Source organism: Pseudomonas sp. RL_5y_Pfl2_69, from assembly GCF_963970465.1.
Lineage (GTDB): Bacteria > Pseudomonadota > Gammaproteobacteria > Pseudomonadales > Pseudomonadaceae > Aquipseudomonas.
The window spans coordinates 251979-272834 of record NZ_CAXAOU010000003.1 but is presented as its reverse complement, the minus strand read 5'-3'; the positions used below and the strand labels follow the sequence as shown (position 1 = coordinate 272834).

17 protein-coding genes are annotated in these 20856 nt (G+C 58.6%); 4 read left to right on the top strand and 13 right to left on the bottom strand.

The features are described from left to right. Positions 1-205 precede the first annotated feature (205 nt). Positions 206-2110, top strand: coding sequence for a molecular chaperone HtpG (gene htpG, locus AACY07_RS07355; RefSeq protein ID WP_339474171.1), 1905 nt, complete (start codon positions 206-208; stop codon positions 2108-2110). A 58-nt stretch (positions 2111-2168) separates the two neighbouring features. After that, on the top strand, positions 2169-2897 hold the full coding sequence (locus tag AACY07_RS07350) for a dienelactone hydrolase family protein (protein WP_133078144.1): 729 nt from the start codon (positions 2169-2171) through the stop codon (positions 2895-2897). 106 nt (positions 2898-3003) lie between these two features. On the opposite strand, the gene trhP is transcribed toward AACY07_RS07350, so the two are convergent. The 9 genes from trhP to AACY07_RS07305 form a co-directional block, all read right to left on the bottom strand. Beyond that, positions 3004-4344: a prephenate-dependent tRNA uridine(34) hydroxylase TrhP gene (gene trhP, locus AACY07_RS07345; protein ID WP_339474169.1), complete on the bottom strand. Its 1341-nt coding sequence runs from the start codon at positions 4342-4344 to the stop codon at positions 3004-3006. A 65-nt stretch (positions 4345-4409) separates the two neighbouring features. Beyond that, positions 4410-5276 (bottom strand): aldose 1-epimerase, encoded by an 867-nt coding sequence (locus tag AACY07_RS07340; protein ID WP_339474167.1) that lies wholly within the window; start codon positions 5274-5276, stop codon positions 4410-4412. 27 nt (positions 5277-5303) lie between these two features. Further along, positions 5304-6218 carry an EamA family transporter gene (locus tag AACY07_RS07335; RefSeq protein ID WP_133078147.1) on the bottom strand — a complete coding sequence of 305 codons (915 nt, stop codon included), beginning with the start codon at positions 6216-6218 and terminating at the stop codon, positions 5304-5306. Between the two features lie 147 nt (positions 6219-6365). Next, positions 6366-7646, bottom strand: coding sequence for a TRAP transporter large permease (locus AACY07_RS07330; protein ID WP_339474165.1), 1281 nt, complete (start codon positions 7644-7646; stop codon positions 6366-6368). Further along, entirely contained in the window at positions 7647-8174 is a 528-nt protein-coding gene (locus tag AACY07_RS07325; protein WP_339474164.1) for a TRAP transporter small permease, read from the bottom strand. A 62-nt stretch (positions 8175-8236) separates the two neighbouring features. Beyond that, entirely contained in the window at positions 8237-9220 is a 984-nt protein-coding gene (locus AACY07_RS07320) for a TRAP transporter substrate-binding protein (RefSeq protein WP_133078151.1), read from the bottom strand. A 49-nt stretch (positions 9221-9269) separates the two neighbouring features. Then, complete coding sequence (locus tag AACY07_RS07315) at positions 9270-10157, bottom strand: glucurono-1,5-lactonase (RefSeq protein WP_339474162.1); 888 nt, start codon at positions 10155-10157, stop codon at positions 9270-9272. Positions 10158-10204: 47 nt separating this feature from the next. Then, positions 10205-11032 (bottom strand): NAD-dependent epimerase/dehydratase family protein, encoded by an 828-nt coding sequence (locus AACY07_RS07310; RefSeq protein ID WP_339474161.1) that lies wholly within the window; start codon positions 11030-11032, stop codon positions 10205-10207. Between the two features lie 240 nt (positions 11033-11272). Next, entirely contained in the window at positions 11273-12568 is a 1296-nt protein-coding gene (locus AACY07_RS07305; protein ID WP_445261360.1) for an OprD family porin, read from the bottom strand. Between the two features lie 236 nt (positions 12569-12804). On the opposite strand from AACY07_RS07305, the gene AACY07_RS07300 reads away from it, so the two are divergent. Further along, on the top strand, positions 12805-13887 hold the full coding sequence (locus AACY07_RS07300; RefSeq protein WP_339474160.1) for an AI-2E family transporter: 1083 nt from the start codon (positions 12805-12807) through the stop codon (positions 13885-13887). On the opposite strand, the gene AACY07_RS07295 is transcribed toward AACY07_RS07300, so the two are convergent. Continuing rightward, positions 13884-16001 carry a TonB-dependent receptor family protein gene (locus AACY07_RS07295; protein ID WP_339474159.1) on the bottom strand — a complete coding sequence of 706 codons (2118 nt, stop codon included), beginning with the start codon at positions 15999-16001 and terminating at the stop codon, positions 13884-13886. The genes AACY07_RS07300 and AACY07_RS07295 overlap by 4 nt on opposite strands. A gap of 1092 nt (positions 16002-17093) precedes the next feature. On the opposite strand from AACY07_RS07295, the gene AACY07_RS07290 reads away from it, so the two are divergent. Beyond that, complete coding sequence (locus AACY07_RS07290; protein ID WP_339474158.1) at positions 17094-17363, top strand: short-chain dehydrogenase; 270 nt, start codon at positions 17094-17096, stop codon at positions 17361-17363. Positions 17364-18014: 651 nt separating this feature from the next. Here AACY07_RS07290 and AACY07_RS07285 read toward each other — a convergent pair. The 3 genes from AACY07_RS07285 to nuoN form a co-directional block, all read right to left on the bottom strand. Continuing rightward, complete coding sequence (locus AACY07_RS07285) at positions 18015-18443, bottom strand: DUF4304 domain-containing protein (RefSeq protein ID WP_339474156.1); 429 nt, start codon at positions 18441-18443, stop codon at positions 18015-18017. A gap of 94 nt (positions 18444-18537) precedes the next feature. Then, positions 18538-19143: a hypothetical protein gene (locus AACY07_RS07280; protein ID WP_339474154.1), complete on the bottom strand. Its 606-nt coding sequence runs from the start codon at positions 19141-19143 to the stop codon at positions 18538-18540. 240 nt (positions 19144-19383) lie between these two features. After that, entirely contained in the window at positions 19384-20853 is a 1470-nt protein-coding gene (nuoN, locus tag AACY07_RS07275) for an NADH-quinone oxidoreductase subunit NuoN (protein WP_339474153.1), read from the bottom strand. Positions 20854-20856: the final 3 nt, after the last annotated feature.

Sequence of the window (20856 nt, the reverse complement as noted above, 5' to 3'; positions counted from 1 at the left end):
CGGGGCGTTTGAGCATTGGCTCAATGCTTAAGTTCCATGCTTTCAGACATATATAAGTAAAGCATCCTGGGTCGAAACGGCTGGTAAAAAACCGATGCCTTGCCATCAGGCCTTGAAATTTGAACCTGAGCCCCCAACTTTCATGACATCCCGCCGCCAACCCACTAGGGCGTGGCTCATGCCATCCAATCGGAGTTTGATAACAATGAGCGTGGAAACTCAAAAAGAAACCCTGGGCTTCCAGACCGAGGTCAAGCAACTGCTGCACCTCATGATCCATTCGCTGTACTCCAACAAGGAAATTTTCCTTCGCGAATTGATCTCGAACGCCTCTGATGCTGTCGACAAATTACGTTTTGAAGCACTGTCCAAGCCTGAGCTGCTGGAGGGCGGTGCCGATCTTAAAATCCGTGTGAGCTTTGACAAGGACGCCAACACCGTCACCCTCGAAGACAACGGTATCGGTATGAACCGTGATGACGTGATCACCCACCTGGGTACGATTGCGAAATCCGGCACAGCTGATTTCATGAAAAACCTGACAGGCGATCAGAAGAAAGACTCGCACCTGATCGGTCAGTTCGGTGTGGGCTTCTATTCCGCCTTCATCGTCGCCGACAAGGTTGACGTCTACAGCCGCCGCGCCGGGACTCCTGCCAGCGAAGGCGTGCACTGGTCCTCCAGGGGCGAAGGCGAATTTGAAGTTGCCACCGTCGAAAAAGCTGATCGCGGCACCAAGATTGTTCTGCACCTGAAGTCCGGCGAATCCGAGTTCGCTGACGGCTGGCGCTTGCGCAACATCATCAAGAAGTACTCCGACCATATCGCCTTGCCGATCGAGCTGCCTAAAGAGCAAACCGTTGCCGAAGGCGAAGAAGCACCTGCACTGGAATGGGAAACCGTTAACCGCGCAAGTGCCTTGTGGACCCGCCCTCGTACTGAAGTCAAGGACGAGGAATACCAGGAGTTCTACAAGCACATTGCCCACGATTACGAGAACCCGCTGGCCTGGAGTCACAACAAGGTTGAAGGCAAGCTGGAATACAGCTCGCTGCTCTACGTGCCGGCACGTGCTCCATTCGACCTGTACCAGCGTGAAGCGCCTAAAGGCCTGAAGCTGTACGTACAGCGTGTCTTCGTGATGGACCAGGCCGAGTCGTTCCTGCCTCTGTACCTGCGCTTCATCAAGGGCGTGATCGACTCCAACGACCTGTCGCTGAACGTGTCGCGTGAAATCCTGCAAAAAGACCCGATCATCGACTCGATGAAGACCGCGCTGACCAAGCGTGTGCTCGACATGCTGGAAAAACTGGCGAAGAACGAGCCTGAGAAATACCAGGGCTTCTGGAAAAACTTCGGCCAGGTGATGAAAGAAGGCCCGGCTGAAGATTTCGCCAACAAGGAAAAAATCGCCGGTCTGCTGCGTTTCGCTTCGACCCATGGTGACGACGGCGAACAAAACGTTTCTCTGGTCGACTACCTGGCTCGCGCCAAGGAAGGTCAGGACAAGATCTACTACCTGACCGGCGAAACCTATGCGCAGGTCAAAAACAGCCCGCACCTCGAAGTCTTCCGCAAGAAAGGCATCGAAGTCCTGCTGTTGACCGACCGTATCGACGAGTGGCTGATGAGCTACCTCAGCGATTTCGACGGCAAGAGCTTTGTTGACGTGGCACGCGGCGACCTCGATCTGGGCAACCTGGACTCCGAAGAGGACAAGAAAGCTGCAGAAGAAGTGGCCAAGGCCAAAGAAGGTCTGGTTGAACGCATCAAGGCAGCCCTGGGTGAAAGCGTCAGCGAAGTGCGTGTATCCCACCGTCTGACTGATTCCCCGGCGATTCTGGCCATCGGCGAGCAGGACTTGGGCATGCAAATGCGTCAGATCCTGGAAGCTAGCGGTCAGAAAGTGCCTGAGTCCAAGCCTATCTTCGAGTTCAACCCGGCTCACCCGCTGATCGAGAAACTCGATGCAGAGCAGAGCGAAGAGCGTTTTGGCGACCTGTCGCACATCCTCTTCGATCAGGCAGCCCTGGCAGCCGGTGACAGTTTGAAAGACCCTGCGGCTTATGTCCGTCGGCTTAACAAATTGTTAGTAGAGTTGTCGGTCTAACCGCGCTATAAAAACCCGCTTCGGCGGGTTTTTTTTGTTTTGAGCTCAGGAGTTTTTAATGAAATCTATTACGGTCAGTTCTGTGGCCTATCAAATCGACGGCCAACCTTACGAAGGCCGCCTCGCGTTTGACCCGAGCCGAGAAGATCCACTGCCGGGCTTGCTGATGGCGCCTAACTGGATGGGCATCAGTGCGGGTGCCGAAGAGATCGCCAAGTCGGTTGCAGAGCAAGGCTACGTGGTACTGATCGCGGATTTGTACGGCCAGGCCATCCGTCCGGGCAATGCCGACGAGGCGGGCGCTGCAATGATGCCGCTCAAGAATGACCGTGCCCTGTTGCGCAAGCGGATGTGGGCAGCGTACGACATGCTGAAAAATCAGGGCCTGGCCCAGGTCGACAGCAACAAGCTGGCCACCTTTGGCTTCTGTTTTGGCGGCTGCTGCTCACTTGAACTGGCGCGCAGCGGTGCACCGCTTCAAGCGGCGGTGTCCTTCCACGGCAACCTCGACACGCCCAATCCGATCGATGCCCAGAGCATCAAGGGTGCGGTGCTGGTGTTGCACGGCGCTTCTGATCCGTTGGTGCCAAACGAACAACTACCGGTTTTTGAGGCCGAGATGAATGCGGCAAGCGTGGACTGGCAATTGACCAGCTACGGCGGCGCGGTGCATTCCTTCACCGATCCCCACGCCAATGTGCCGGGCAAGATGATGTACGACGCCAAAACTTCCAGCCGTGCCTTTACGGCGATGCACAACCTGCTGGATGAAGTGTTCCGCGATTAATCGCAATCACCCAGTCTGTGGGAGCGGGCTTGCTCGCGATGCTGACGGCTCGGTCGTCAGACAAAACCGGGCGATGCTCTCGCGAGCAAGCCCGCTCCCACAGCGCTCACGCCGAGCGCTCCATCACTTCACTTACCGTCAAGTCCCGCATCAACAATCCGTACTTCAAGTCCACCTGCTCGGGGATCGGCAGGTACACCGTGTGGCCGTCACCCGGTGCAACCTGGGTCGGCAACCCCGCGCTGTTGTGTAACCGGTCGAGATCAAAGTGGTAGTTGCCGTGGGGGGTCATCAGCTCCAGATGGTCACCCAGGGCAAAGCGGTTTTTGACCTTGACCTCGGCCAGGCCGTTGCGCCGTTCGCCGGTCAACTCCCCGACAAACTGCTGGCGGTGCGACAGCGAGCTGCCATGCAGGTAGTTTTGATATTCATCGTGGACATGGCGCCGCAAAAACCCCTCGGTGTAACCGCGCTGGGCCAGTGACTCCAGGTCCGTCATCAGGCTGCGGTCAAACTCACGGCCTGCCACCGCATCATCAATCGCCTTGCGATACACCTGAGTCGCCCGCGCACAGTAGAAGTGCGACTTGGTTCGGCCCTCGATTTTCAGCGAGTGCACGCCCATCCCGGTCAGCCGCGCCACATGCTGCACGGCGCGCAGATCCTTGGAGTTCATGATGTAAGTGCCGTGCTCGTCTTCGAACGCCGTCATCTGTTCGTCCGGGCGTTGGGACTCGTTGAGCACGAACACTTCGTCGGTGGGCGCACCCACGCCCAGGGTCGGCTCGACCACATTGACGATATTGCCCAGTTCGTTTTCCGTGGCCGGTTTGGCGTCGTATTTCCAGCGGCAGGCATTGGTGCAACTGCCTTGATTGGCGTCGCGCTTGTTCATGTAGCCCGACAACAGGCAGCGCCCCGAGTAGGCCATGCACAATGCGCCGTGAACGAAGATCTCCAGTTCCATGTCCGGCACTTGCTGGCGAATCTCTTCAATCTCTTCCAGCGACAGCTCTCGCGACAGGATGATCCGGCTCAGGCCTTGCTGGCGCCAGAACTCGACACTGGCCCAGTTGACCGTATTGGCTTGTACCGACAAATGAATCGGGACATGGGGGAAGTTTTTGCGCACCAGCATGATCAGCCCCGGGTCGGACATGATCAGGGCATCCGGGCCCATGGCGATTACCGGTTCCAGATCCTTGAGGAAGGTGCGCAGCTTGGCGTTGTGGGGGGCAATATTAACCACCACGTAAAAGCGTTTGCCCTGCGCCTGGGCTTCGGCGATCCCGATGGCCAGATTGGCATGGTCGAATTCGTTATTGCGTACCCGCAAGCTGTAGCGCGGCTGGCCTGCATACACCGCGTCGGCGCCATAGGCGAAGGCATAACGCATGTTTTTGAGGGTGCCGGCAGGGGCGAGGAGTTCGGGCGGTGCAAGGCGCATAGTCAGGTCATTCGCAAAAAGGCGCGATATTAATCGAGCCTGAGTGCGGGATTATTGACCTGGATCTATGGGTTGAGTTTGAAGCTGACACTGATGTTCGTTGATTGTCCCTTATGCAATAACGTCAGCCCGGGGTGGCCGGGCAGGTGATGGGCATTGACCGGGTGGCTGACGGGTTCGAAGCAGAAAAAGTCCTCTCCCGGCGGGCAATACACCAGGCAGTAAGGGCTGCCCGTTGCCTGACAGCCCAGCGTATAGCCCAGGTCCGGCTGGCTGATCACTGCGTTGCCATCCCACTCGGTGAAACAATTGTCGAGCCGGGTGTGCGGCAAGGCGTTGCTCTGGTTGAAGTCCCATTCGATCGGCAGGGGCGCAAGCTCCGTGGGCAGGCCCTGGTCATCGCACAGCCAGACCTGAGCAGACTTTGCCTGCAATCGTGTGTTGGCGGTGCGCGGCAGATACGGGTGTAGCCCCAGGCCATGCCAGGCCGCGTGCTCGTCCTGATGGGTCACGCTCAGCTCGATACGCAGTTGGCCGTCGCTCAGGCTGTAGCGCAGCTGCGCACGGTAGGCAAAGGGGACGGTGCTGTCGAGTTGCAGGCAGGCATGGTGCGGGCTGTGTTCGGTCACGCTCCAGGCCTGCTGCCATGCACTGCCGTGGATGGGCAGCAGGCCTGGAGGATTGTTGGGCTGCAAGGCGAACCAATGGCCTGCGCCTTCGAAGCCGCCATCCCCGATCCGGTTCGACCAGGGCACCAGTGGATAACAGGCCAGCTGGTTGGCCGAGTTGCTGTCCAGGGCATCGGCTGCACTTGCGCGAAACAAGGGCTGGCCGCTGGCAATGATGCTCCAGTCAAGAATGCTGCCGCCTATGTGCGGTGCCAGAGTCAGACGGGTCAGATCATCTTCAAGGGTCAATGTTTCTGTGGGCATGGGGCTCTACCGTTAGGGAATGACAGATCAATCGGTGGCACGGCGCCAGGTCAGCATCACGATACCCGCGACCACGATCAGGCCGCCGATGATTTGGCCGCTGCTGAGCAACTGGTCCAGGATCAGCCAGCCAAACAGCAGGCTTGCCACTGGCTCAACGTTCATCACGGGTGCGTTGCGGGCCATGTTCAGGCGCGTCATGCAGATAAACAACAGGCAGAACCCTAGTCCATAAAGCGCCACCAGGCAGGCCAGAGCTGTCCAGCCGGTGGACGAGGAGGGCAGCGACACGCCGCCGGGCAGCACACCGCTGACCCCGGCCAGGGCCGCTGCGCAAAATACAATCAGCATGGTCAGCATGCTGCGCACCGTGCCACGCAGGCTCGACAGCTTGTGATCGGTAATCCAGAGCGCACAGGCGAACACGGAGGCCGCGGCGAACCCGAACAGAATGCCTTCGAGCCATTGCGCTTCGGTGGTGCCCTGATTGGACAGGCGCTCAGGGACGTCCAGCGCAAAGACCAGGCCGCACATGATCAACCCCATGAGCAGCGCCGCTCGCCGTGTCGGGGCTGCACCGCCCAGGGCCCAGGTCAGCAGCACCAGCAGGATCGGCGCCACGTTGGCAATCAACAGCGCCAGTGCCACGGGAATCCGTGCCACGGCCGAATAGATAAAGAAACTTTGTGCCGCGATCAGCAGCCCTAGCAGCACTTGCCAGCGCCAGTTGGCAGGGGTCAGGCGCGGGCGTTCGCGTTGCCACAGCACCAGGCTGGTCAACACCAGCAAGGTCACGCCAGCGCGGCACAGAATGGCCAGTAACAGGCCTGTGTCGTGGTCGAAGGCGATGCGGGCGGCGATATGGTTGCCCGCGAATGCGCAGGCCAGCAGGACCAGAATCAACACGGCGATATGGCGGGGGAACAAAGCAGGAGCAGACATAAGTAACCAGCCTCCTTGGCTGGAAATAAAGCCTCTTGGATAAGCATTGTGGGAGCGGGCTTGCTCGCGATGGGATCGCTGCGGTGTATCAGGTACACCGCGTCGTCTGCATCGCAAGCAAGCCCGCTCCCACGGGCAGGGGACGGGTTACAGCACCAGGTTTGGCAACCACAGCGAGATGGCCGGAACGTAGGTCACCAGCATCAGCACCATGAACAGCGCCACGTAGAACGGCAGCAGGGCTTTAACCGTGTTTTCGATGGTGACTTTGCCCACGGCAGCGCCCACGAACAGCACTGCACCTACCGGCGGTGTAATCAGTCCGATCCCCAGGTTGACCAGCATGATCATGCCGAAATGCACGGGATCAACGCCGATACCGATGATCACGGGCAGCAGGATTGGCGTCAGGATCAGAATCAGTGGCGCCATGTCCATCACGGTGCCCAGCAGCAGCAACATGACGTTGATGCACATCAGGATCACGTAACGGTTATCCGACAGCGTCAGGAACGCGGTGGTGATCTTCATCGGGATTTCCATCAGCGTCAGGATATAACCGAAGCTGGCTGCAAAACCGATCAGGATCATCACGATGGAAATGGTACGTACCGCCCGGTGCATCAGCTTGGGCAGGTCGCGCCATTTGTAGTCGCGATAAATGAACATGGTGACAAAGAACGACCAGACCACCGCAACGGCTGCCGACTCGGTGGCGGTGAAGATGCCTGTCAGGATCCCGCCGAGGATGATGACCATGGCCATCAGGCCCCACATCGCTTCACCGGCGATTTTCAGCGCCCGGCGCAGCGGAATCACTTCACCCTTGGGGTAGTTGCGCTTGCGCGCAAAGATCATGCACAGGCCCATCATCACGGCGCTGAGCAGCAATCCCGGCATGATGCCCGCCATGAACAGCGAAGCGATCGACACCGTACCGCCAGCGGCCAGCGAGTACAGCACCGAGTTGTGGCTCGGCGGTGTGAGCAGGGCTTGTACCGAACCGCTGACCGTCACTGCCGTGGAGAACTCGCGGGGGTAGCCGGCACGCTCCATCTCTGGAATCAGTACCGAACCGACCGACGCCGTGTCAGCCACGGATGAGCCGGAAATCGCGCCGAAAAAGGTCGAGGCCACGATGTTGACCAGTGACAGCCCGCCCCGTACGAAGCCCACCAACACCCCGGCAAATGCCACCAGCCGGCGTGACATGCCCCCTTCGGCCATGATCGCCCCCGCCAGTACGAAGAACGGGATAGCCAGCAGGGAGAATTTATTCACGCCCCCAGCCACCTGGATCATCAGGGCGTCGAAAGGAATATCGATCCACCAGGCGCCGACCAGTGCCGACAGGCCCAGCGCGTAGGCGACCGGCATGCCGAGAAGGATCAGGGCGATAAAGCTGCCCAACAATACGAAAGCGTCCATTTATACGGCCTCTTCGCTGGCTTCTACGATGTCGAACCGCACGGCACGGCGGTGGCTTTGGTCGCCCAGGAACAGTTTTTCCAGGACGAAGCAAAGGGTTATCAGGCCGCCAATCGGGATAGGTAGATAGGAGATGCCAACCCGCACGGACGGCATCTCACCAATGAACTGATTCCAGGTGGTCGCACACAATTTGAACCCCTTCACGGTCATGAACAGGCAGACGATCACCATCAGTATTTGCACCAGCACGGCGACTTTGGGGCGGATGTGCCCGGGCATCCGTTCCACGGCCATCGCCACGGCCATATGGGCCCCGGCGCGGTAACTGGCGGCGGCCCCGAAGAAGGTGAATACCACCATCAATAAAATGGCGGTGGGCTCGGGCCAACTGGAGCCGGTCCCCAGCACGTAGCGGGCAAAGATGCCCCATGGAATGATCAGGGTCATGGTCAGTACCGACAGGCCGGCAATCCCGATACACACCCGGTACAACATGTCGTTAAAGCGCAGCACGGTATTTTTCATGGGGCTCACCACTGCGGCGGAAAACGGGCTGGAGCCCGTCACCGCGGCATTATCGGACTGACTTATTGAACGGCTTCAATACGGGAGATCAGGTCTTTGTAGTCAGCGCCATACTTGTCACGCACCGGCTGAGTCGCGTCGTAGAAGGCTTTTTTCTGTTCTGGCGTGAGGGTGATGAACTCAACACCGCCGGCCTTGAGTTTGGTGACGCTTTCGGCGGATTTTTTGTCCCACAGCTCGCGCTCTTCAAACTGCGCCTCGCGGGCAAGTTTCTGCACCAGGGCTTGCTGCTCCGGGTTGAGCTTTGTCCAGGTGGATTTGGCGATCACGATCGGCTCGGGCAGGATCAGGTGATCGGTCCAGGTGAAGTACTTGGCGTTCTGGTAGTGGTTGTGTTCAAGAAAGGTAGGCGGGTTGTTCTCTGCGCCATCGATCACGCCGGTCTGCAGGGCGCTGAAGATCTCGCCGGTGGCCATGCCGATACCATTGCCGCCCATGTCGTTGATGGTCTGGATAAATACCGGGTTGCCCTGGACGCGGATTTTCATGCCCTTGAGGTCGGCAATTTCGCGTACGGGCTTCTTGGTGTACAGGTTGCGGGTTCCGCCATCCATCCAGGCCAGCGCGACCATGTTGAAGTCGGAGTTGGTGATTTTATCCAGCATCTCCTGGCCAATTTCACCGTCGATGATTTTGCGCATGTGGGCCTGGTCGCGGAACACGAACGGCAGGTTGAACGCGTTGGTTTCCGGCACGACCGGCCCGAGGATGCCCAGGCTGACACGGGTCATCTGTATCGCGCCGGACTGGAGTTGCTCGACCACCTCTTTCTCGGAGCCCAGCACGCCACCGGCAAACATCTTGAAGGAAATATCCCCGTTACTCTGGGCCTGAAGCTTCTTGCCCATTTCCTGTTCAGCGACCACAGGCGGATAGCCAGTGGGGTGAACCTCGGCGAATTTTATTTTGATTTCGGCCTGGGCCATGCCTGAGAGGCAGAAAGCCAGCGGGAGCGCAGCGATAAGCAAGGTGCGTTTGAAATCCATGGGTCACTCCACATATTGTTTTTGTTATTTAAAGGTGTTGGATCAGCAATCAGTGATTGAAGGCGGGCTCCGGCAGGCCTTTGACGCCTGGCCTGAGGGCAAACACCCCGCCTGCCAGCGGTTGGTCGGCGAGATCCCCGGCAGGGCGAATCGAGGTCACGAACAGGGTGTCCAGGTCTGCGCCGCCAAAGGCGCACATCGCGGGTTTTTTGACCGGTACGGCCAGGGAGCGGTCGAGCTTGCCTTCAGGGGTAAAGCGATGGATCAACCCCGCATCGTTGCCGCAGATCCAGTAGCAGCCATCCGCGTCGACGGCGGCGCCATCAGGGCGGCCTGCCTGTTCGGTCATGTCCACGAACAGGCGGCGGCCATGGGGCGTGCCGGTGTCGGTGTCGTAGTCAAACGCCCAGATCTTTTGCACATCGGGATGTGAATCCGAGAGGTACATGGTTTTGCCGTCCGGGCTGAACGCCAGGCCGTTGGGTACGGTCAGTCCTTCAAATTGCGCCGTGAGTGGCTCTTGCTGGCCCGCGCTGTAGCGATACATCGCGCCCACCGGCGCCCCTGCGGCCATGTTCATCAGCATGGTGCCGGCCCAGAAGCGTCCCTGGCGGTCGCAGCGGCCATCGTTAAAGCGCATCCCTGGCAGGGCGTGGGTCACGCTGGCCAGCAGGCGACTGTCGAGGCTGCCATCGGTGTGGGGCGTGATGGCGAACAGGCCGTTCTCCATACCGGCGATCCAGCTGCCATTCCCTGCCTGAGCAATGCACGCGAGCATTTGCGAGGCTTGCCAGCTTTGGTTTTTGCCATCGGCGGGGCTCCAGCGGTGCAGGCGTTTTTCCGGGATATCCACCCAGTAAAGTGCCTGTTGCGCAGTGCTCCAGACCGGGCTTTCGCCGGTGGCGTTGCGTGCATCCAGAATCAGTTCAGCAGTCATGGCGGCTCGATCCTTGTCCGTATTCAGTGGTGTGCCCAGGGAGCGGTTTACTCGTCCCCGAACGGACCTGCCGCAACGAAGGCCCCGCCCTGGTAAACCATGGCTGGATCGTTGGCCGCAGGCACAGGCTGGGCGTCGATCTTGGCGCGGAATACTTCAGAGGTGTCCCTGGGCTCAAAACCCAGGTGGGCGGCAAAGCGGTTGTCCCACCACACATTGAGGTTGTTGGAGGCGCCATAGACCACGGTGTGGCCGACATTGGGGGTGTACAGCGAGCGCTCGATCAACTGCGTGAGGTCGGCAAAGCTCAGCCAGGTGCTCATCATCCGGCGGTTTTGCGGCTCGGGGAACGAGGAGCCGATGCGGATGCTGACGGTTTCGATGCCGTAGCGATCGAAGTAGAAGGTGGCCATGTCTTCGCCGTAGGACTTGGACAGACCGTAATAGCCGTCCGGACGTCGCGGGGAGTGGGCATCCAGGGTTTCGTCCTGCTTGTAGAACCCGATGACATGGTTGGAGCTGGCGAAGATCACGCGCTTGACACCATGACGGCGTGCGGCTTCGTAGATATGGAAAATACCGCTGATGTTGGGGCCCAGAATCTCTTCGAACGGACGTTCTACCGAGACCCCACCAAAGTGCAGGATGGCGTCTACGCCCTCAACCATCTGGTGAACAGCGTGCTTGTCGGCAAGATCACAGAGGACTATTTCTTCGTGGCTATCGGCCGCGGGTGCTATTTGGACGATATCAGAGAGTCGCAACACCTTGGCGTAGGGCTTGAGGCTTTCGCGCAGTACCTTCCCCAGACCGCCGGCTGCACCGGTGAGAAGAAGGCGATTGAAGGGGGTTTGGACAGTACGTGTGGTTGTCATCAAAAATCCCTGTATTTCTTGTTATTGTCATCTGTTGTCGTATGACTTGGCTTGGATTATTCACAGCCATTGTGGTGGTTGTCAATGCCGAATCCGTACTTGTAACAGCTAAGGTTTTACGCTTGGGGGAGCGTCACATACCTGTGGGAGCTGGCTTGCCGGCGATGCAGACACCGCGGTGTGGCGCGTTGCACAGATGCCATCGCGAGCAAGCCCGCGCCCACAGATCAAGAAGGGCGCTTACAACAACGACAGCGGATAGCTGATGAAGATGCGGTTTTCGTCGAATTCGTGCGCGCTGTAATCGCGACGGATGCTCGCGTTGCGCCAGCGCAGGTTCAGGTCCTTGAACGTGCCGCTTTGCACGGTGTAGGCCAGTTCCGATTCGCGGCCCCATTCCTTGCCATCCGTAATGGCGCCGGTGTGGATGTTATCGCCGCTGATATAGCGGTTCATCATCGTCAGGCCGGGGACGCCAAGCACTGCAAAATCCAGGTCGTGGCGCAGTTGCCAGGAGCGTTCCTTGGCGTTGTCGTAGCTGGAGTTGTAGCTGTCGTTGGCCAGTGTGCCGCCGCTGGTGCCGTTGACGCGGAACCAGCCATCGTCGCCGCTGATTTTCTGCAGGCCTACATAGAGGGTGTTGCCTTTGTATTTGGCCGAAAGCAGGGCGTAGGCGGTTTTGTTGTCCAGATCGCCAGCCAGTTTGTTGCCGTCTTCCTTGCCCCAGAAATAGCCAAGGTTGGCGCCCAGGGTCACATCGCCGATGGGCTGGGTGTGCAGAACGTTCAGGAATTGCTGCTGATAGATGTCTTCCAGCTGGGCATACCACACGCCGACCTGAGTGCGCTTGTCGTTGAAGCTGTAATCACCGCCGGCAAAGTTGAAACGGTCGGAGGTAAAGGCACCTTTACCGTTGAGCGACATTTCTTCCATGCTGGCATCGTTACGCGGACTGTTGGCACGGAACTGACCGCCATAGAGGTTCAGCCCGGCGATTTCTTTTGACGTGATCTGGCCGCCACGGAAGGTTTGCGGCAGGGAGCGCCCGTCATCCGAACGCAGGATTGGCAATACAGGCATCCACTCGCCGATTTTAAGCTCCGTGCTGGATATTTTGGCCTTGGCTGCCACGCCCAGGCGGCCGAAGTTATCGGCGGGCTCACCATCGCTATGGGTCGGCAGCAGTTGTGTGCCGACTGTGCCTTTACCGCCATCGAGCTTCTGAGAGTAGAGCCCCAGCACATCGACCCCGAAACCGACCGTGCCTTGGGTAAAGCCGGACTTGACGTCGAGAATGAAGTTTTGCGTCCACTCTTCGGCTTTGCTTTGCGGATAGTTGGGGTTGGTGTAATTGCGGTTGATATAGGCGTTGCGCAGGGTCAGGGTGGCCTTGGTGTCGTCCACAAAGCCCTCTGCCATGCCCGTTAACGGCAAGGCCAGGCCCATGCTGCCGAGGCCGAGCAGCGCAAGGGAGCGGGTACTTTTGGCGTTTATCGAGCGGGTGAGAAGCGAGAGGGCGCAGGTAGGTGAAATCATCCGTAGAGCTCCTTGAGCATTATTATTTTTGTTATCTGTTGTCATACAACTGGACGGATTTTTTACAGAGTGCGCACAGGGTTGTCAATGCTGTGTGATGTCGTTTTCATGGCTGCTGGCGCAAGTCGCGGGATTGAGCTTGAGTGTTCAAGGGGCAGTGCTTCTTATCGCAGCCGGTGTCAGGGGCTACACTGCGTCTATTCCAAGCATTCGCGGCCTACTGACATGGATGACACATGAACGAAACAAGTCTTCAACGCAAAACCCTGCTCCTGTTGCTGGCCTTGGTCACGATTGCCTTCATCTGGATTTTACTGCCGTTTTACGGGGCGATTTTTTGGGCTGTGGCCCTGGGGATCCTGTTCGCACCGCTACAACGCAAGTTGCTGCTCAAGATGCGGGGGCGCCGCAATCTGGCAACGTTCACCACGTTGGGTGCGTGTACGGTGATCGCGATCATACCGGTGGTCATCACCACGGCCTTGCTGGTGCAAGAAGTGGCCACTCTCTACAAGGACGTTGAGAGCGGCAAGATCAACGTCGCCAGTTATGTCATGCAGTTCAAGGACATCTTGCCGCCCACGGCGCAGGACTGGCTTGATCGTTTCGGCCTGGGCAGCATTGACGGTCTCAGTGAAAAAATCTCCAAGGGCGTACTCGAAGGCAGCCAGTTTTTTGCCACTCAGGTCTTCAGTTTTGGCCAAAGTACCTTTGACCTGGTGGTGAGCTTTTTCATCATGCTGTACCTGCTGTACTTCTTTATTCGTGATGGCCAGCAAATGGTGCGCAACATTCGCAACGCGGTACCGCTGGCGGAACAGCAAAAACGCCTGTTGCAACTCAAGCTGCGCCGTGTGGTTCGGGCTTCGGTCAAAGGCAACCTGGCCGTGGCGATCACTCAGGGCGCGCTGGGTGGCGTGATCTTCTGGGTGCTGGGTATTCACAGCGCGCTGTTCTGGGCGGTACTGATGATGTTCCTGTCTTTACTGCCTGCCGTAGGCGCCGGGATCGTCTGGGCTCCGGTCGCGGTTTACTTTGTAGTGACCGGTGCGGTCTGGGAAGGGGTGGTGCTGGCGCTGTATGGGGTATTCGTGATCGGCATGGTGGACAACGTGCTGCGCCCGATCCTGGTGGGTAAAGACACCAAAATGCCGGACTTCCTGATCCTGATTTCGACCCTGGGCGGCATGGCGATCTTTGGCCTTAATGGCTTTGTGATCGGGCCGTTGATCGCCGCCCTGTTCCTGTCCAGCTGGGGATTGTTCAGCGGCACCCGCCGCAAGGTGCGGTTGCCTGCCGATATCCAGACGGAGGATTAACGCAAGCTGTAGGAAACCCCTATGTAGGCGCCCATGCCTTCCCCAGGCGTGGAGCGTGCCGCATCCAGGCCTTTGTCGTCATAGCCGGGGGTAATGGTGGCGGCGTAGCGCTCACCGGTGAGGTTGCGCAGGTCGAGCCAGGTTTGCCAGTCCTGCTTGGGGGAGTTGTAGCCCAGCGTTGCGCCAAACAGCATGTACGACGACGCGTAGTACGAGTTGGCGTAATCCACCGCCATCCGTGAAGCCACCTGGGTGTTTACCCCGGCATAGAAGCCTTGCGGGTGGTCATAGCGGACTTCGGCCTGGTAGTAGTGTTGTGGGATACCCGGCAATTTGTTATCACCAAAGCGGTCGTCATCACGGTAGTGGAAGTCGCTGAACGTGTAGGCCTGACGCAGGGATACTTTGCCTGCGGCTCGACCTTCCCACAGGAGGCTGTTGAGGCCTGCTTCGATGCCTTGGTGCACGGTTGGGCTGGCGTTGGATTCGCCCACAATCGGCCCCAGGTTTTGCGTCGCTGCTTGCAACTCAACGGTCAACAGCTCATGGCGCACGGCCGAGTAATACCAGGCCAGATCCCACTGCCCGAGCCATGACTCGCCACGGGTACCCAGTTCCAGGGTTGTGGCGGTCTGATTTTGCAGGGCGATAGGCGTGCTTTGGCGGCCGGTTGCCGCACCGCTGCCAACCGGGAACACATAAGGGGAACTCCAGATCATCGACCAAGGGTGCGGTGGTTCGACCGAGCGACTCAGGTTGGCGTATACCTGCAGGTTCGGGTTGAACTCATAGCGAAGGCCGACGCGCGGGGCGTAGTCCCAGTCATGCTGGCTGACCTTGCCACCGCTCTCGGGGTAGCTCACATCGCTCTCGCGGCGGGTATAGATCAACGCCATGCCGGTGGTCAGCCACAGGTCAGGCATCAGCTCCAGATCATTGCTGGCATGCAGCACGCTGTCCGAACCCTGGTAGCTGAAGTCGCGCATCTTGGTGCCGGGTGCGTAAGTCGCCGTATTGCCTCGAGGGATTCGTACATATTCCGACGCACCGCTGTTAGGCAGGTGCTTGGTGTTGCGCAGGCCCACAGTGGTGTTGCTTTCAAGCCCGAACAGGGTGTCGCGACGCTTGTAGTTCAGCGTGCCGCTGACATCGGTGTAGGCAACTTTCAGGCGATTGGGGCCTTCGCGCAGATCCATCGGGTAGTCGTGATAGACCAGGCCCACTTCCAGTTGCGAATCGTCATCCAGGTACATCGTGGTCTTGTTGCCCAGCCAGGTACTGCCGGGTTGCGGGCGGGTGTAGTCACCGCTGACGTAGGCCGGGTTGGCTGCCCGGGGATGATGCTTGATGCTGTCTTTGGTCACGCGCCCGGCCAGTTCGTTATCGGTTTCGCGATAGCGCAGGTAGAAGCGGGTTTCCAGTTGCGGGCTGAAGCGATAGCCGACGTTGGCGGCAATGCCTTTGCTGTTGCCAGCGGTGTGGTCCTGATAGCCGTCAGTGTTGGAATCTGTGAGGGAGACGTAGTAGTCCAGATCCCCCAGCACCTGCCCGGAGCTGATCTGGCGTTTCTGATAGCCGTAGCTGCCGGCTTCATAGCGCACCTGCAAGGGCGCCGCGTCGTAGCCGGTATGGGTGACATAGTTGATCGACCCGCCCAGGGCCAGCGAGCCGGTCTCGAAACCGTTGGCGCCGCGCAGCACTTCGGCGCGGCTTAGCCACAAGGGTTCAAACAGTTCATAGGGCGTACCGCCGGGGCCGGTCAGCGGTAATCCGTCGAACATTACATACAGGCCTGAACCGTGGGCGCTGGGCGCGCGGTTGATACCCGAGCCGCGTACCGAGACCTTGGCCCCGTCATTGCCCGCTGATTGCGCATAGATCCCCGGTTGATAGGCCAGCACATCGGCATTGCTGGCAGTGCGGCCGTTTTCGACGCGGGTCATGTCGATCAGGTTGCTGGCGCCGGGGATTTGCTCAAGCGCGGCCTTTGCGGCCTCAAGCTCACTGCTTTCTTCGCTGCGTACCTGAACCTCGCCCAGTTCCAGGGCACTGCCATAGGCGGGGGCGCTGCAGATCAGCGCCAAGGGTAAAAGTGAAGAAAGAGCAGAGCGCATTAATGGAGCTTCCAGGTCGATGGGCGGGCGGCGCGCCAGCCTATACAAGCCGAGAATCACTCGCAACGTGCGGGCAGCATAAATTGAGTGGGAGCGGGCTTGCTCGCGATGTGTTTCACGCCGATTCTGTTGATCTCAAGCATCTGGCCACTGTTGCCGCTCATTTGCTGCGTGATGGTTGATATCACTTGGTTAACTGATGTGTTGAGTACATATCCGGCATCTAGGTCTAACTGGACTATTGGTTTCGCTCTTACAGCGAGTCCCTTTTTGAGGGACCAAAAAGGAACCAAAAAGTCCTCGCCCCAGCGTACGGCCTTCGCTTCGCTCAGGTTCCCTCGTTCCGGTCCCGCTCCGTGGGCCCGCCGTGACGGGCCATCCTTGGCCCAACACGGCTATCCCGGCATCCATGCCGGGATGCCCACTGCGCAGAACCTTCTCTCGGCCTCCCGAAGGGGCGGGCAGATCAAAAGCATTTCGCGCCGAGGCGGCCGACCGGCCGGCCTGTTTGGTGTAAGTGTGCGCTGCTAAATCTGTAGTCGCTGACGAGCCGTGCGAGGCTGCGTCCGGCTGCGTAGCAGTCGTAAAACCAGACACAGCGGTCGTTCAGGTAAACCCCGGACTCAGATTTTACGGTCGCTTCGCAACCGGACGCAGCCTTCGTTCCTCGTCAGCGGCTACAGGGTTTTGCGCAAGGTTCTGTGACGCATTCTTACCGTTACACCGTTCCGTCTGTATTGCAGGCAATTGAGTGGGAGCGGGCTTGCTCGCGATGCTACAAGCTCACGTTTTTTCGGGATTTTTCGCACAGGGTTGGCAATTGCTGGGGGCTTTGTGCGGGGCCTATAGTCGGTGCTCGCCGATAAGGCGAACGGATTTGGCGATCCGGAGTAACTTTAAATAAGTACATAATTGCTATATACGGTTGAGCGTGTATTTTGCTCGCAATGTTTTATGGCAGCTGTACGTGGGAGATCTTCGGGTCTGCCGGGTTTTCTTAAAGTTACCGGTTCGCCAACCCGCGTACAGCGGCCACCTTTTTTGTTTGGCGACAAAAACGGATGGCTAAATCCAACTTTAAGAGACTTACATATGACGAATTCACCGTACATTCCGCTTACCGCCATCGACTGCACCATCCCCGCCTTGCTGATCGACCGCAACGCCCCACTCGATGTACTCCATGCCAACGCAGTCGCCCGCGTTCTGGCTGTAACTCAACTGATGGAATCGTTCTCCAGCCGCGAAGTGCAGCAGGCCGATGCTGTTGACCTCAAGCATCTGGCCACTGTTTCCGCTCATTTACTGCGTGATGGTTGTGACCTGCTGGATGTTCTCGGTTGGCGGTTGCGGCCTGCTTGATGTTGTTTGTTTAACGGGCACGTTGAGTACATATCCGGCATCTAGGTCTAACTGGACTATGGGTTTCGCTCTTACAGCGAGTCCCTTTTTGAGGGACCAAAAAGGAACCAAAAAGTCCTCGCCCCATCGTACGGCCTTCGCTTCGCTCAGGTTCCCTCGTTCCGGTCCCGCTCCGTGGGCCCGCCGTGACGGGCCATCCTTGGCCCAACACGGCTATCCCGGCATCCATGCCGGGATGCCCACTGCGCAGAACCTCCTCTCGGCCTCCCGAAGGGGCGGGCAGATCAAAAGCATTTCGCGCCGAGGCGGCCGACCGGCCGGCCTGTTTGGTATAAGTGTGCGCTGCTCAATCTGTAGTCGCTGACGAGCCGTGCGAGGCTGCGTCCGGCTGCGTAGCAGTCGTAAAACCAGACACAGCGGTCGTTCAGGTAAACCCCGGACTCAGGTTTTGCGGTCGCTTCGCAACCGGACGCAGCCTTCGTTCCTCGTCAGCGGCTACAGGGGTCTGCTTGATATCGCTTGTTTAACGGGAATATCGGTTTTGCCCTTACGGCAGATCACTTTTCCAGACGCCGAAAAAGTCCCACAAAAAGCGTTCCCCTGTGTATCACCGCACGTCACGTCTGAGAAACTCATCCCGGGTCGAAAGGCTTACGAGGTTGAGTTGTCACAGAGCGGGCCTTTGGCCCAATGCTCAGTCGCTTCAGCGCTCAGGTAAGGCAGTACCTCGCGGGCCGTATCTTCGAATCGGGTAGTGCGGGTGCCTTTATTGTCGTATCTGAACCAGTGGTCTCCTTCCATGGCCGCGCCCAACCGAATGCGTTTATTGGGATGCAGGTGCGTGGCGACCACTTTTGCCGCGGGGATCTGCTCGCCCCAATGCAGGGTGACTCCCTCAGTCGGACTGACAGCGACTTCAATGACAAAACCGCCTCCATGTTTATCAAACTGAAACGTTAGCAGGTCAATTTGCTGTCCCGTGTTACGGCGAAAGTGAGGAAAAGATCCCTTGAACCCCATGCTGCGAAGTACCGGGACGACATGTTCTTTTAATGCGGCATCAATGTTCTCGCGTTCCATGGCATGACTCCATTTGGCAGGCAGTTATTCGGTAAGACATGCGCAGGTGCCAGTCGAACAGCATTGCCGTTGTTCGGGCATGGCAGGTTTTTACTCAGCAGTTGAATACTGGCGCATAGCGTTCTTCACGTTTTTTAAAGTGGATGGGTGCCATGGGCACTTTTTCACCATTCACGTAAATATCCGGGAAGGTGAGTGTGAAGTCATCCATGTCGCCCTTGCCCAGTGGCGTTCCTTTACGGCTGCTGCTGGTGTGTTCCTGCGGGTCAAAGCCGGTTTCCAATTGATCGATACTGACTTGATAGGTTTCACCCGTCGCCAGCGTTACGCTCACCTTGGGGGAGGCGGCACTCACCCACAGAGGCGGGTCGGTTTGTTTGTAGGCTGCTCGGCGTTGATCCGGGGTGTTCAGGTTGCGCAAGCGTGGAGGTATGTAGAGTCGGCCAAATAGCCGAAGCTCGGTATCAACTGAGCGCAGGTTACCCGGCCAGCTCGATGTGCCCGGCGGCGCTACATAGACCAGTACATGCACCCAATTGAGTTCTTCCGAGAGGGGGGCAAAGCTCATCGCTGCTTCCGGACCAGGGCAGGTGCGATGAAGCACGGCGTTTTTACCCGTTGCGGATTCCGGATACAGATAGGGCCCCGTGCTGCATCCTGCGAGCAACGCCATGAGCGGATAGAGGACGTATTTCTTCATTGGGGGGCAACTCCATTTGCGGTATTGCCGACTATGTCATCTCTGCGATGGCTTCTCATCAGTTCTGTTTCGGGTTCTGCTGGCCATCCTGGGCCTGCAGACGGTGCGCACAGATCAAAAGCAATGCGTGTCGAGGCAGCCTGTTTTCGTGTTGACGACCCGTAGCCAGCGGCTACAAATCCAACAAAAAACCCCGTGAAGGCCGGGCCTTCACGGGGTTTCGGGTACAGCGCTTAACGCTTAGCCAGCAAAGCTCAGCGCCGCGTGTTGCACCAGTTCCAGCATTGGCTGCGGGTATACACCCAGGAAGAACACCATGACCGAAACCGCCAGCAACATAACGCCGCCGGCTTTTTGTTCCCAGTTCAGCGGAGCATCGTGGCGATGCAGTTTCGGCTCGACCAGGTACAGGGTCACCATCACACGCAGGTAGTAGAACACGCCAATGGCGCTACCCAGGATCAGGGAACCGACCAGCCACCATTGGTGAGCTTCAACGCCCGTGGCAATGATGTAGAACTTGCCGATAAAGCCTGCAGTCAGCGGAATGCCCGCCAGCGACAGCATCATCACGGTCATGACCGCCGTCAAGTACGGACGGCGCCAGAACAGGCCGCGATACTCGTAGAGGGCGTCTGCGTCACGGCCTTTGTACGGCGAAGACATCAGGGTAATGACACCGAATGCACCCAGGCTGGTCAGCACGTAGGTGATCAGGTAAACACCGATCGCTTCCATGGCCATGCCCTTGCTCGCCACCAGGGCGATCAGCAGGTAGCCGAAGTGGGCGATGGACGAGTAACCCAGCAGTCGCTTGAGGTTGTTTTGGGTCAGGGCCAGCAAGTTACCGAACAGGATCGAGGCAATCGCGATCACGCTCAGTACATCGCTCATCACACCGGTAGTCGCCGAAGGTGTGATCTGGAACAGACGCACCATCACGGCAAACACGGCCACTTTCGACGCGGTAGCCAGGAAGGCGGCGACCGGAGCCGGGGCACCTTCGTACACGTCTGGCGTCCAGAGGTGGAAAGGAACCAGGGACAGTTTGAATGCCAGGCCCACCAACATCATGCCCAGACCCAGTTGTGCCAGCGGCGCAGGTACGCCAGTGGCTGCCAGGGCCAGACCAATGCCGCTGAAGCTCAGGCTGCCGGCTTCGGCGTACAGCAAGGCCATGCCGAACAACAGGAACGCGGAACCGGCTGCCGACAGCACCATGTACTTGATGCCGGCTTCCAGGGAGCGCTTGTTGAAGAAGGCATACGCCACCAGGCCGTAAACCGGTACCGAGAGCAGCTCCAGACCGATAAACAGGCCCGCCAGGTGTTGTGCGCTGACCAGCACGATACCGCCGGTCGCAGCCAGCAGCATCAGCAGGTAGAGCTCTTCACGGTTGCCCGGGTAGCCCGTGCCGCCTTCGCCCAGATAGGCGTGAGCCAGGGTGACGCAGGCCAGGGTCGCGGCCAGGATCAGCCCGATGTACAGAAAGGCGAAGTTGTCCATCATCAACAGCGGGGTGACAGCCAGTGGAGCAACTTTCAACGCCGGGAAGATCGACAACAAGGCCAGGTTAAGACCCGCCACCGAAAGCAGGAAGGTCTGTGAGTGGTTGCGGCGCCACGCGATTGCCAGCATCACCACAACAACGGTGAGGCTGGTAATCAGCAGTGGAGCAAGCGCGATAAAGTGTTGGATCGTGAATTCCATAGC